This is a genomic window from Mycobacteriales bacterium (assembly GCA_035690485.1).
Taxonomy (GTDB): domain Bacteria; phylum Actinomycetota; class Actinomycetes; order JAFAQI01; family DASSKL01; genus DASSKL01.
On the sequence record DASSKL010000002.1, the window covers coordinates 1 to 12,613 of the forward strand.

The window sequence follows — 12,613 nt, forward strand, 5'->3', positions numbered from 1 at the left end:
CGAGCCCGGCAACGGGGTCGGCGACCCGGTGCAGGTCGCCACCCGGGCCATCGAGCACGCCCGCCGGCTCGGTCACGACGTGGTCGTCGTCGACACGGCCGGCCGGCTCGGCATCGACGCCGAGATGATGGCCCAGGCCGCGGCGATCCGCGACGCGGTGCGGCCCGACGACACCTTGTTCGTCGTCGACGCGATGATCGGCCAGGACGCCGTGACGACGGCGGAGGCGTTCCGCGACGGCGTCGGTTTCAGCGGCGTGGTGCTTACCAAGCTCGACGGCGACGCCCGCGGCGGCGCGGCGCTGTCCGTGGCCAAGGTCACCGGGCAGCCGATCATGTTCGCCTCGACCGGCGAGAAGCTCGAGGACTTCGACGTCTTCCATCCGGAGCGGATGGCCTCGCGCATCCTCGGGATGGGCGACGTGCTCACGCTGATCGAGCAGGCGGAGCGCACCTTCGAGGCCGACGAGGCCGAGAAGATGGCCCAGAAGGTCATGTCGGGCCGCGACTTCACCCTCGAGGACTTCCTCGATCAGATGATGATGGTCCGGCGGATGGGCCCGATCTCCAACCTGCTCGGGATGCTGCCCGGCATGGGCCAGATGCGCGAGCAGCTCAACCAGATCGACGACCGCGACCTCGACCGGGTCGCCGCGATCATCCGGTCGATGACGCCGGGGGAGCGGCAGGACCCCAAGATGATCAACGGGTCGCGCCGGCTGCGCATCGCCAACGGGTCCGGGGTGACCGTCACCGAGGTCAACCAGCTGGTCGACCGGTTCTTCGAGGCCCGCAAGATGATGAAGCAGCTCACGGGCGGCATGGGCCTGCCGGGAGCCGGCCGGCGCGCCAAGGGCAAGGGCAAGAAGGCGAAGAAGGGCAGGAAGGGCGGGCGCCCCGCCGTGACGGGCAAGGCGGCGATGGGCCTGCCGCCGGGAGCGCTGCCGCCCGCAGCGCTGCCTCCGGGAGGCCTGCCCGCCGACGCGTTCGGCCCCGGCAGCCTGCCGCCCGGGGTGAAGCTGCCCGACCTGACGAAGCTGCGCTTCCCCCCGAGCGACCAGCAGTAGCGGTCGCGCCGCACGCCCGCGGCCGTCTGGCAGAATGGTCGCGAGCACCCGGACGGCTGCGGCCCTCTCTCCGCAGCCGTCCGAGTCCGTCCGAACGCCCGGCGCCCCGACCCCACAGGGTCGCCCCGTCGTTCACCCGCGCAACGACCTGGAGCAGCAACCCTCGTGGCAACCAAGATCCGCCTGATGCGCTTGGGCAAGATCCGCAACCCGCAGTACCGCATCGTCGTCTCCGACGCCCGCAACAAGCGCGACGGCCGCTTCATCGAGGCGGTCGGCAAGTACCACCCGAAGGAAGACCCGTCGTTCATCGAGGTCGACTCCGAGCGGGTGCAGTACTGGCTGTCCGTCGGCGCCCAGCCGACCGATCCGGTCGCCGCCATCCTGCGCATCACCGGCGACCTGCAGCGGCACAAGGGTGAGCCGGCCGAGTCGACGCTCAAGCCCCCGGCGCCGCGCCGTGACCGCAAGGCCGCCTTCGAGGAGGCCGCGCGCGAGGGCCTCGGCGAGGCGCGCGGCGAGGCGACGACGCCGAAGAAGAAGGCTCCCGCCAAGGCGGCGCCCGCAGAGCCGCAGGCCGAGGCGCCGGCAGCAACCGAACCGCAGGCGCCTGCCGAGCCCGAGACGCCGGCGGCCGAGGGTGCTGCCGACGCCGGTGCGGCCGCGGCCGACGCAACGGCCGAGACGACCGCATCCGACTCGAGCGACGCCGAGGCCTGACGTGCTCGAGGACGCTCTCGAGCACCTGGTCAAGGGCATCGTCGACCACCCCGACGAGGTCACCGTCACCGACCGGCGGCTTCGCCGCGGTCGGGTCCTCGAGGTCCGCGTGCACCCCGACGACATGGGCAAGGTCATCGGTCGTGGTGGCCGCACCGCCCGGGCGCTGCGCGCCGTGGTCGGCGGCCTGGGCGGTCGCGACGTCCGCGTCGACCTGGTCGACGTCGACGAGTCGCGCTGACCGACGGTTGCTTCCGTGCAGCTCGTCGTCGGGCGCATCGCCAAGGCGCACGGCGTGCATGGTGAGGTCGCCGTGGAGGTGCGCACCGACGACGTCGAGCGGCGGTTCGCCGTTGGCGCGGTCCTCGAGACCGAGCCGCCCGAGCGCGGCCCGCTGGCCGTTCGCGCGGTCCGCCCGCACAGCGGGCGGTTGCTCGTGCACTTCGACGCGGTCGACGACCGGTTCGCCGCCGACGCGCTGCGGGGCACCATGCTGGTCGTCGACTCCGCCACGTCGCCGCCCACCGACGACCCCGAGGAGTTCTGGGACCACGACCTGGTCGGGCTCGCCGCGGTGACGGTCGCCGGCCAGCGGATCGGCCGGGTCGAGGACGTCCTGCACCCGTCCGGCACCGTCCTTCTCGCCGTACGCCGCGAGGACGGCGCCGAGCTGCTGGTGCCGTTCGTCGCGGCGATCGTGCCCGAGGTCGACGTGGCCGCGGGGCGGCTCGTCGTCGACCCGCCCGACGGGCTGCTCGACCTGTAGCCGCCGATGCGCATCGACATCGTCACGATCTTCCCCGACTACTTCGGGCCGCTCGACCTGTCGCTCATCGGCAAGGCGCGCGCGCGCGGGCTGCTCGACGTGCGCGTCCACGACCTGCGCGACTGGACCGACGACGTGCATCGCAGCGTCGACGACGCGCCGTACGGCGGCGGGCCCGGGATGGTCATGGCCCCCGAGCCGTGGGGGCGGGCACTCGACTTCGTCGTGCCGCCGGAGGATCAGGTGCCGACCCTGGTCGTGCCCACGCCGAGCGGGCGGCCGTTCACCCAGGCCCGCGCGCAGGCCTACGCCGCGCTGCCGTGGCTGGTCTTCGCGTGTGGGCGCTACGAGGGCATCGACGGCCGGGTCGCCGAGGACGCCCGGCGCCGGATGCCGGTCGACGAGCTCTCGGTCGGCGACTACGTGCTGGCCGGGGGAGAGGCGGCCACGCTGGTCGTCGTCGAGGCCGTGACCAGGCTGCTGCCCGGTGTGCTCGGCAACGCCGCCTCGGTCGCCGACGACTCCTTCGCCGGGGGCGGCATGGAACGTCTGGTCGAGGGGCCGGTCTACACGCGTCCCCCGAGCTGGCGAGGGCTCGACGTGCCCCCCGTGCTGATGTCCGGCGACCATGCGGCGGTCGCGCGGTGGCGGCACGAGCAAGCGCTGCGGCGTACGGCGGAGAACCGTCCCGACCTGCCGGCCCGGCCACCGCCGGACGCCGAGGATGTGGCACAGTAGAACGTCGATCCCGTCGGCCACCGGCCCGACCGCGCCCGCGGGCGCATCGTGATCGCGCCCGAGACAGCACGCAGCACTCTGAGGAAGCGACGACCGTCATGCACACCCTGGACAGCCTCGACGCCGCCTCGCTGCGTTCCGATCTCCCGGACTTCCGTCCCGGCGACACGCTGAAGGTGCACGTGCGCGTCGTCGAGGGCAACCGCGAGCGCATCCAGGTCTTCCAGGGTGTCGTCATCCGCCGCCAGGGCGGCGGTGTCCGCGAGACGTTCACCGTGCGCAAGGTCAGCTTCGGGGTGGGCGTGGAGCGCACCTTCCCGACGCACTCGCCGATCATCGACCACGTCGAGGTCGTGACCCGCGGCGACGTCCGGCGGGCGAAGCTCTACTACCTGCGTGCGCTGCGCGGCAAGAAGGCCAAGATCAAGGAGAAGCGGGAGACTCCGGCCGCTCACTGAGCGGACCCTGGACGTGGCCTTCTCGCGCGGCGTCACGACGGCCGACCCTTGCCCGAACGTCCCCTTTGGCACCTCTCGAAGCGTTAGGCTCGCCCCCTGATGGACGACGACCTGCGGCGGGCCGAGCCGGACCGGTTGGGTCCCCCCGACAGTGCGTCCGAGTCACCCTCGCACCCCGTTCACCCACCGGCCGCCGAGGCCGGTGAGGCGGGCCAGGCGCCCCCTGCGGGCGCGTCGTCGGAGGCGTCGACGGGCGCGACGTCGAGCGCGTGGTCCGAGCATGCCCGCGAGGTGCCCGCCACGGTGGCGGTCGCCGCCGAGGAGCCCGAGAGCCCCGCCGGTGGCGCCCATGCGGCCGAGCGGCGCAAGGGCGGCTCGTTCCTCAAGGAGCTGCCGTTCCTCATCGTGATCGCCCTGGTGCTGGCGCTGCTGATCAAGGCCTTCCTGATCCAGGCGTTCTACATCCCGTCCGGGTCGATGGAGCAGACGCTGCGCATCGGCGACCGGGTGCTGGTCAACAAGCTCGTCTACCGCTTCCGCGACGTGCACCGCGGAGACATCGTGGTCTTCAAGGGCCCGGAGTCGTGGGCGCCGGAGGTGCAGCTGTCGGAGCCGACCAACCCGGTGGCGCGCTTCTTCCACTCCATCGGCGGCGCGCTCGGCTTCGCGCCGGCCGGCGAGAAGGACTTCATCAAGCGGGTGATCGGGGTGCCGGGCGACACCGTCGCCTGCTGCGACTCGCAGGGCCGGGTGACCGTCAACGGGCACGGTCTCGACGAGCCGTTCCTCTACCAGGACAACCACGAGGCGTTCGGCCCGGTGAAGGTGCCGAAGGGTGATCTGTGGGTGATGGGCGACCACCGCTCGCTGTCCGCCGACTCCCGCGCGCACATCGGCGACTCGCGCCACGGCACGATCCCGATCAGCGACGTCGTCGGCCGCGCCTTCGTCGTCGTCTGGCCGATCTCGCACGGTCGTGGCCTCGGCACGCCGGCGACCTTCCACCAGAAGGGGCTCGCGGCGGCGGGACTGGCCGCAACGCCCTACGCGCTCGGCGTCGTCGGCGCGCTGCCTCTGGCGACCCTGCGCCGCCGCAGGCGTCGCCGCCGGGCCGGTCGCTGACCGGCCGTCCGGCTTCCCGGTGATGCCGTGGTGATCCCCCTCCCGCGCGCGGCGGCCATGCGCCGCGACGGCGACCTGCGCAGCTACGAGCGGGCGCTCTCCCGCCGCGGGCTCGGCCCGGTGGCCGGCGTGGACGAGGCCGGCCGCGGTGCCTGCGCCGGCCCGCTCGTGGTCGCCGCGGTCGTGCTGCCGGAGGGGCGGCGCGGCGAGGTGCCGGGGCTCGCCGACTCCAAGCTGCTCACCCCCGTGGTCCGCGAGGAGGTCTACGCCGAAGTCGTCCGCCGCGCCACGGCCTGGGCCGCCGTGGTCGTCCCGGCCGGCGACATCGACCGCATCGGCCTGCACGTCTGCAACGTGGCGGGTATGCGCCGCGCGGTGGCCCGCCTCGACGTACGTCCGGGGTTCGTCCTCACCGACGGCTTCCCCGTGCCCGGGTTCGGTGTGAGCGGGCTCGCCGTGTGGAAGGGCGACCGGGTGGCTGCCTGCGTCGCTGCCGCCTCCGTGGTCGCGAAGGTGACCAGGGACCGGCTCATGGTCGAGATGCACGACCGCTGGCCGGCGTACGACTTCGCCGCGCACAAGGGCTACGTGACGCCCGAGCACAGCGCCGCCCTCGAGGTCCACGGGCCCTGCCCGCAGCACCGCTTCTCGTTCGTCAACGTCGCCCGCGCGGGGGGCGGCGCGGCGGTCATGGGCGAGAATGACGACGACGTCCGACCGTGGGTCGAGGAGATCGCGTGAGTGCCGAGGATCTCGAGAAGTACGAGACCGAGATGGAGCTGCAGCTCTACCGGGAGTACCGCGACGTCGTCGGCCTGTTCAGCTACGTCGTCGAGACCGAGCGCCGGTTCTACCTGACCAACGACGTCGACGTGGCGGTGCGTGAGTCCGGCGGCGAGGTGTTCTTCGAGGTCGTCATGCAGGACGCCTGGGTCTGGGACATGTACCGTCCGGCGCGGTTCGTGCGCAACGTGCGCGTCCTGACGTTCAAGGACGTCAACGTCGAGGAGCTCGCCAAGAACGAGCTCGAGGTGCCAGGGGAGCGTCCCGGCTTCGACGGGTAGGCCGTCAGCGTCGATCGAGGAGGCCGACCCGTGACTGACGACAAGCTCTCCAGCAGCAACCAGGGCAAGCCCGAGCCCGTGCCCGTCTCGCCCACCCGTCCCGCGGCGCAGTCGACCGTGGCCAGCGCGCACCCGCAGGCGCCCCGTCCCGACACCGGATCCGGCGCCGACCGGTCGGCCGCACCACGCGGTGACGCCGGGTCGCGGGAGGACTCTCCCGACTCGGCGGCAGAGACGTCGGGGCGTACGACGCCGCCGGCCGAGCGCCAGAGCGGCGGGTCGCCGACGCAGGCGGCGCAGGAAGCGCGGCCGCTCGCCCAGGGCAAGGCTGCCGGCACGAATCCCGCCTCCCGGGCCGTGGTCGGGCGCTCGGGCGCCCCGGACGGCGAGGTCTCTCCTCGCTGAGGCGGCTGTGGACGGCGGGCACCCGGTCCACAGCTCGCTCACCTGGGCTGGCGCCCGCGCCCTGACCTCCGCGACCGTGGCCGCGGAGGTGGTCGCGTGGGCGCCCTGCAGGAGCTCGGCCGTTACGGCGAAGACGTCGCCGTGCGGCATCTGCACGACCAGGGCCTGGTGATCCTGGAGCGCAACTGGCGGTGCCGGGCCGGTGAGATCGACATCGTCGCGCGCCACGGCGACGTGCTGGTGTTCTGCGAGGTCAAGACCCGACGGTCCGACCGGTTCGGCTCGCCCGTCGAGGCCGTCACGCCGCGCAAGCTCGCGCGCATGCGGGTCCTCGCTGCGGCGTGGCTGGCCGAGCGCCGCCCGCCCTACGCGGCCGACCTCCGGTTCGACGTGGTGAGCGTCCTGCGTCCGCCGAGTGGCCCCGCGCGCGTCGAGCACCTGCAGGGGGTCTGCTGATGTTGCTCGGCCGGGCCCTCGCGATCGCGCTGGTCGGCCTCGACGGTCACGTGATCGAGGTCGAGGCGCACATCGCGTCGGGCCTGCCGTGCTTCACGCTGATCGGGCTGCCCGACGCCGCGTTGCACGAGGCCCGTGACCGGGTGCGGGCGGCGATCGCCAACAGCGGGGCGGCGTTCCCGATGCAGCGGCTGACGCTCGGGCTCTCGCCGGCGGCGCTGCCCAAGGGCGGCAGCGGTTTCGACGTGGCGATGGCCGTCAGCGTCCTGGCCGCCATCGAGGCGGTCCCGCCGGAGCGGGCCGCCCGCACGGTGTTCGTCGGGGAGCTCGCGCTCGACGGGCGGCTGCGTCCCGTCACGGGGGTGCTCCCCGCGGTGCTCGCCGCGGTGCGGGCCGGCCACCGTGACGTGCTGGTGCCACCCGCCAACGCCGGCGAGGCGCGGCTGGTCCGCCAGGCGCGGGTGCACACGGCCGCGTCGCTGGCCGACGTGGCCGCGCTGCTGCACGGCCGGCCGATCGCCGTGCCGGCGGACGAGTCCATGGCGCCCGCCCCGGCCGCGCCGGTGCGCGAGCCCGATCTCGCCGAGGTCGTCGGCCAGCGCGAGGCCCGCCGCGGCATGGAGGTCGCGGCGGCCGGCGGCCACCACGTGCTGCTGTCCGGGCCGCCGGGTGTGGGCAAGACGATGCTCGCCGAGCGGCTGCCCGGCCTGCTGCCCGATCTCGAGCCGGATCCTGCGCTCGAGGTCACCGCGATCCACTCCCTGGCCGGGGTCCTGCCCGCGGGCGGCCCGTTGCTGACCCGCCCGCCGTTCTGCGGACCCCACCACACCTCCTCCGTGGCGGCCCTGGTCGGCGGCGGCACCGGTCTCGCCCGGCCGGGCGCGATCTCGATCGCGCATCGCGGGATCTTGTTCCTGGACGAGGCGCCGGAGTTCGACCGGCGCTCGCTCGATGCGCTGCGCCAACCCCTCGAGTCCGGCGAGGTGGTGCTCGCCCGCCATGCCGGCACGACCCGCTACCCGTGCCGGTTCCTGCTCGTGCTCGCCGCCAACCCGTGCCCCTGCGGGGCGGACGGCCGCCAGGCGGCCATCACCTGCACCTGCGCGCCCCAGGCCCGCCGCCGCTACCTGGCCCGGTTGTCCGGCCCGTTGCTCGACCGTATCGATCTGCGGCTCGAGCTCAACCCCGTGCCCCGCAGCGAGATGCTCGCGGAGCCGGTCGGCGTGGAGCCGACGTCGGTCGTCCGGTCCCGCGTCGAGGCGGCCCGGGAGCGGGCCGCCACGCGGTTGCGCGGCACTCCGTGGCGCACCAACGCCGAGGTTCCCGGCGCCGAGCTGCGCCGCCGCTGGCCGGTCCCGCCACGGGCGTTGCGACCCGTGCACGCGGTGTTCGAGCGTGGTCACCTGACGGCGCGCGGCATCGACCGCGTGCTGCGGGTCGCGTGGACGCTCGCCGACCTCGACGGCTCATCGGTGCCGTCGCTGCAGCACGTCGCCGAGGCCCTCGACTACCGGCTCGCGGCATGAGCGTCGACCCCGCGGAGCGCCGGGCGCGGGCGGCCCTGACCTGGATCGTGGAGCCGGAGACCCGGGGCCTGCCTGCGCTCGTCGAGCGTGACGGGCCGGTCGAGACGTGGCAGCGGTTGGCGGCCGGCCATCCCGACCTTGCGCCGGAGGGTGCCGTTGCGCTTCGCGCCCGCAGCGCCGAGTGCCGTCCCGACGATGACCTGGACCGCATCCAGCGGCTCGGCGGCAGGTTCGTCTGCCCCGGCGACGACGAGTGGCCCGACCGGCTCGACGACCTGTGGCACGCGGGCAGCCACCCGCCGTTCGGCCTGTGGGTGCGCGGACCGGCACGCCTCGCCGATGTCACCCGGCAGAGCGTGGCGATCGTCGGCTCGCGCGCGGCGAGCTCCTACGGCGACTACATGGCCGGAGAGCTGGCCGCCGGGCTGGGCTGCCGTGACTGGACGGTTGTCTCCGGCGGTGCCTACGGCATCGACGGCAGTGCCCACCGAGGCGCCCTCGCGGTCGGTTCGCCGACCGTGGTGGTGCTGGCAGGTGGAGTCGACGTGCCCTACCCGCGGGGTCACGAGAGGCTGTTCGAGCAGGTCGCACGCGAGCATCTGGTGATCAGCGAGGCCGCGCCGGGCTGCGCCCCGCACCGCGCGAGGTTCCTCGTCCGCAACCGGCTGATCGCCGCGCTCACCCGCGGCACGGTCGTCGTCGAGGCCGCCGCGCGCAGCGGGGCGCTGAGCACCGCCGCGCGGGCGTCCGGCCTGCTCAGGCCGCTGCTGGCGGTGCCCGGGCCCGTGACCTCGACCATGTCGGCGGGCTGCCACCTGCTGATCCGCGATCGTGGCGCCGTCCTGGTCTGCGACGCGGAGCAGATCCTCGAGCAGGTGGCCGCTGTCGGGGAGTTCCTGCCGCCCGAGCCGCGCGGGCCGGAGCGACCGGAGGACCGGTTGCCGCCCACCTTCCGGCAGGTGCTCGAGGCCGTGCCCGTCCGGCGGCCCGCGGGCGTGGCGAGGATCGCCATGATCGCGGGCGTCGACGAGCCCAACGCGAAGGCGGCGCTGCGCGCGCTGGCGGCCAACCGTCTCGTCGAGAAGGTCACCGGCGGCTGGCGGCTGCAGCGGGCCGTCCGTGACGGCGAGCCGGAGGCGCGGCCCGCCCGCTCGCCCGCCGCGCACGGTGCCGCGTTGCCGCCCGTGACCGGCGCAGGCGACGCGCCGCAGGAGGTGCTTGACCTGGGACTGTGATCCGCCGACGGTGCCGGGGTGTCCTCGCCCGCGCCGTCACCCGCCGCCGACACCCCGGCCGGACGGGCGGTGGCGGCGTTCGAGCACCACCTGCGGCACGAGCGGGGGTTGTCGCCGCACACGGTCCGCGCCTACCTCGGCGACGTCGCGAGCCTGCTCGACCACGCCGCCCGCGGCGGGGTCGACGACCCGGCCGACCTCGACGTACGCGTGCTGCGCAGCTGGCTGGCGCGGCTGCGGTCGCAGGGAGCCGCCCGGGCGTCGCTCGCCCGGCGCGCGGCGGCGGCCCGCGCGTTCACCGCGTTCGCCGTACGCCGTGGCTTCGCGGCGCACGACCCGGGCGCGCTGCTGGCCTCGCCCAAGGCCCAGCGGCACCTGCCCCAGGTGCTGCGGCCGGACGAGGCGGCCAGCGCCCTGGGCGCGATCGAGGACGAGTCGGCCGAGGGCTTGCGCGACCGGGCCGTCGTCGAGCTGCTCTACGCCACGGCGATCCGGGTCTCCGAGCTCTGCGGTCTCGACGTCGACGACGTCGACTTCTCCCGCCGGGTCGTGCGCGTCCTCGGCAAGGGCGCCAAGGAGCGCAGCGTCCCGGTCGGGGTGCCGGCCGCGCGTGCGGTCTCCCGCTGGCTGTCCGAGGGCCGCCCGATCTGGGCCGTTGCCGGCAGTGGACCGGCGCTGTTCCTCGGTCGGCGGGGGCGGCGGCTCGACCCCCGGTCCGCCCGGCGGATCGTGCACGCCAGGTTGGCATCGCTGCCCGACGGACCCGACCTCGGCCCGCACGGGTTGCGGCACTCGGCCGCAACACATCTGCTCGAGGGTGGCGCTGACCTGAGGAGCGTTCAGGAGCTGCTCGGTCACGCTACGCTCGGCACGACGCAGATCTACACTCACGTCTCCGTGGACCGGCTGAGGGCGGCATATGAGCAGGCGCACCCCCGAGCATGACGGCTCGGTAGTCGCCGGCAGCACGCGTTCGGCGGACGACGTCGAGAACGGCATCGAGGCGCTGTGGCAGGACTACAAGCAGACCGGTGACCAGCGCCTGCGCGAGCGCCTGATCCTGCACTACTCGCCGCTGGTGAAGTACGTCGCCGGCCGGGTCGGCGTGGGCCTGCCGCCCAACATCGAGCAGGCCGACCTGGTCTCCTACGGCATCTTCGGGTTGATCGACGCGATCGAGAAGTTCGACATCGAACGCGCGATCAAGTTCGAGACCTACGCGATCAGCCGGATCAAGGGCGCGATCATCGACGAGCTGCGGTCCATCGACTGGATCCCGCGCTCGGTGCGCTACAAGGCCCGTGAGGTCGAGAAGGCCTACGCCGCCCTCGAGGCGAGGCTGCACCGCTCACCCACGGAGCCCGAGGTCGCCGAGGAGATGGGCATCAGCCTGGAGGAGCTCCACGCGATCTTCAGCCAGGTGTCGTTCGTCAACGTGGTCGCCCTCGACGAGCTCATCAACATCGGCGGCGAGCGTGGCGACAAGCTCTCGCTCGTCGACACCCTCGAGGACACCCGGGTCGAGGACCCGGTGCAAGCGTTCGAGAGCGAGGAGACGAAGTACCTCCTCGCCCGGGCGATCAACACGCTGCCCGAGCGCGAGAAGATCGTCGTGACCCTCTACTACTACGAGGGGCTGACGCTCGCCGAGATCGGCCAGGTGCTCGGCGTCACCGAGAGCCGGATCTGCCAGATGCACACGAAGGCGGTCCTCCAGCTGCGCGGCCGGCTGGCCGATCAGCGCGGCGCCTGAGCGCCGGCCGGCGTACGGCCCGCGCCGTCGCGGCTGCCGCGCGCCGGGCTCATCCCCGTCGCCGCAGCGCGAGTGCGCCGGCGGCCGCACCGGTCAGGCCGAGCGCGCCGGCGGTGATGCCGGTGGTGCCGGACCCGGGGCCCGCGGGCGCCCCTGCTCGCGCCGGTGCCTCGGCGGCCCGTGCGGTGTGCCGCGGTGACCGTCTCTCGGGCAGCCCGGTCGAGATCACCGCGTCGGTGACGGCCGACAGCACGCTGTCGAGCTGTGTGGCGACCGGCACGCCCCACACCGGCAGCAGCCGCACGCGTCCCGGCCGCAGGAGGCCGAGCGGGTCGAGGTAGGCCGCCCCGCGCAGCACGCCCCAGTGCAGGCAGGTCCGCGGCCCGCAGTGCCCGGCGGCGGCGGACACGTGCCCGATGACATCACCCGCGGCCACGTGCTGGCCGACGGTGACGGTCGCGTCCACCGGCTCGTAGGTCGAGCGCAGCGCGCCGTGGCTCACCGTCACCACCCCGCGCCCGGCCAGCACCCCCGCGAAGGTGACCACGCCCGGCGCCGCTGCCCGCACCGCGGCACCGGGGACCGCGAGCAGATCGACGCCGCGATGGCCGGCGGCGTAGGGCGTCGGTGGCGGATCGAAGGGCCGGGCCACGCGGGTCCCCTCGCCCAGCGGTAGGACCCAGCCCACGCCGGCCGGGGTGGCTGCGGGGCCGGGCGCCGGGCTCGTGGCCGGCCCGGGCGGCGTGGCGGCCGCCTGCAGGGCCACCCCACCCGAGGGCGCCCCCAGCGCGAGGCCGCAGAGCAGCACGGCAAACGGCAGCGGCACGGATCACCTCCAAGGCTCGCGGCCGACGATGGCGGCTGCTCGCCGGCCGCACCACCGGGCGGCGCGCGGCTGGGGACAGCGAGCGATCTTCGCGTTCCGGTTGTGGACGGCGGGCGGTTACACTCGTCCCGACGGCTCGGGCGACCGGGCCGATCTCGCACGCCCCTCCGCCGCCAGGCGGCGACGGCCGCGCGGTCCCGCACCCCGGTGCGGGCGCGGTCGCCGACCGGGGCGTCAGGGCGGCGGCCAACCGGATCGCCGCATCAACCGCAACGAGCGCGCCGGCCAGGGCGGGCGGTTCCACCGCCGTCGCCGTCGACGCGCGGGAGGAGCACCAACCATGGCCGTCGTCACGATGCGCCAGCTGCTCGAGAGCGGTGTCCACTTCGGGCACCAGACCCGGCGCTGGAACCCGAAGATGAAGCGCTTCATCTTCACCGAGCGCAACGGCATCTACATCATCGACCTGCAGCAGTCG

General features: G+C 74.3%; 17 protein-coding genes. 16 read left to right on the forward strand and 1 reads right to left on the reverse strand.

Annotated elements, in window-relative coordinates:
- The 15 genes from VFJ21_00075 to whiG form a co-directional block, all read left to right on the forward strand.
- Window positions 1-1,066 (forward strand): signal recognition particle protein (locus VFJ21_00075; GenBank protein HET7405518.1); only part of this gene is annotated, 1,066 nt, incomplete at its 5' end.
- A 165-nt stretch (window positions 1,067-1,231) separates the two neighbouring features.
- The gene (gene rpsP / locus VFJ21_00080; protein ID HET7405519.1) at window positions 1,232-1,786 is read left to right on the forward strand and encodes a 30S ribosomal protein S16; all 555 of its coding nucleotides are present in this window, start codon (window positions 1,232-1,234) and stop codon (window positions 1,784-1,786) included.
- Between the two features lies 1 nt (window position 1,787).
- Entirely contained in the window at window positions 1,788-2,027 is a 240-nt protein-coding gene (locus tag VFJ21_00085; protein ID HET7405520.1) for an RNA-binding protein, read from the forward strand.
- 15 nt (window positions 2,028-2,042) lie between these two features.
- Window positions 2,043-2,552: a ribosome maturation factor RimM gene (gene rimM, locus VFJ21_00090; GenBank protein ID HET7405521.1), complete on the forward strand. Its 510-nt coding sequence runs from the start codon at window positions 2,043-2,045 to the stop codon at window positions 2,550-2,552.
- Between the two features lie 6 nt (window positions 2,553-2,558).
- The gene (trmD, locus tag VFJ21_00095; GenBank protein HET7405522.1) at window positions 2,559-3,290 is read left to right on the forward strand and encodes a tRNA (guanosine(37)-N1)-methyltransferase TrmD; all 732 of its coding nucleotides are present in this window, start codon (window positions 2,559-2,561) and stop codon (window positions 3,288-3,290) included.
- 98 nt (window positions 3,291-3,388) lie between these two features.
- The gene (gene rplS / locus VFJ21_00100) at window positions 3,389-3,748 is read left to right on the forward strand and encodes a 50S ribosomal protein L19 (GenBank protein HET7405523.1); all 360 of its coding nucleotides are present in this window, start codon (window positions 3,389-3,391) and stop codon (window positions 3,746-3,748) included.
- Window positions 3,749-3,847: 99 nt separating this feature from the next.
- Window positions 3,848-4,870 (forward strand): signal peptidase I, encoded by a 1,023-nt coding sequence (gene lepB, locus VFJ21_00105; GenBank protein ID HET7405524.1) that lies wholly within the window; start codon window positions 3,848-3,850, stop codon window positions 4,868-4,870.
- Window positions 4,871-4,927: 57 nt separating this feature from the next.
- On the forward strand, window positions 4,928-5,611 hold the full coding sequence (locus VFJ21_00110; GenBank protein HET7405525.1) for a ribonuclease HII: 684 nt from the start codon (window positions 4,928-4,930) through the stop codon (window positions 5,609-5,611).
- Window positions 5,608-5,934, forward strand: coding sequence for a DUF2469 domain-containing protein (locus VFJ21_00115; protein ID HET7405526.1), 327 nt, complete (start codon window positions 5,608-5,610; stop codon window positions 5,932-5,934). Before VFJ21_00110 ends, VFJ21_00115 begins: the two co-directional genes overlap by 4 nt.
- A 30-nt stretch (window positions 5,935-5,964) precedes the next feature.
- Window positions 5,965-6,339, forward strand: a complete 375-nt coding sequence (locus VFJ21_00120; protein HET7405527.1) for a hypothetical protein — start codon at window positions 5,965-5,967, stop codon at window positions 6,337-6,339.
- Between the two features lie 96 nt (window positions 6,340-6,435).
- Entirely contained in the window at window positions 6,436-6,795 is a 360-nt protein-coding gene (locus VFJ21_00125) for a YraN family protein (GenBank protein HET7405528.1), read from the forward strand.
- Window positions 6,795-8,321: a YifB family Mg chelatase-like AAA ATPase gene (locus tag VFJ21_00130; protein ID HET7405529.1), complete on the forward strand. Its 1,527-nt coding sequence runs from the start codon at window positions 6,795-6,797 to the stop codon at window positions 8,319-8,321. The genes VFJ21_00125 and VFJ21_00130 overlap by 1 nt, the downstream gene beginning before the upstream one ends.
- Complete coding sequence (gene dprA, locus VFJ21_00135; protein HET7405530.1) at window positions 8,318-9,556, forward strand: DNA-processing protein DprA; 1,239 nt, start codon at window positions 8,318-8,320, stop codon at window positions 9,554-9,556. The genes VFJ21_00130 and dprA overlap by 4 nt, the downstream gene beginning before the upstream one ends.
- Before the next feature lie 69 nt (window positions 9,557-9,625).
- A complete protein-coding gene (locus VFJ21_00140; protein ID HET7405531.1) occupies window positions 9,626-10,501 on the forward strand; it encodes a tyrosine recombinase XerC in 876 nt (291 codons plus the stop codon).
- On the forward strand, window positions 10,476-11,309 hold the full coding sequence (whiG, locus tag VFJ21_00145; protein ID HET7405532.1) for an RNA polymerase sigma factor WhiG: 834 nt from the start codon (window positions 10,476-10,478) through the stop codon (window positions 11,307-11,309). The genes VFJ21_00140 and whiG overlap by 26 nt, the downstream gene beginning before the upstream one ends.
- Before the next feature lie 49 nt (window positions 11,310-11,358).
- Here whiG and VFJ21_00150 read toward each other — a convergent pair whose 3' ends face one another.
- Window positions 11,359-12,135, reverse strand: coding sequence for a M23 family metallopeptidase (locus tag VFJ21_00150; protein HET7405533.1), 777 nt, complete (start codon window positions 12,133-12,135; stop codon window positions 11,359-11,361).
- Window positions 12,136-12,475: 340 nt separating this feature from the next.
- On the opposite strand from VFJ21_00150, the gene VFJ21_00155 reads away from it, so the two are divergent.
- Window positions 12,476-12,613 (forward strand): 30S ribosomal protein S2 (locus VFJ21_00155; protein HET7405534.1); only part of this gene is annotated, 138 nt, incomplete at its 3' end.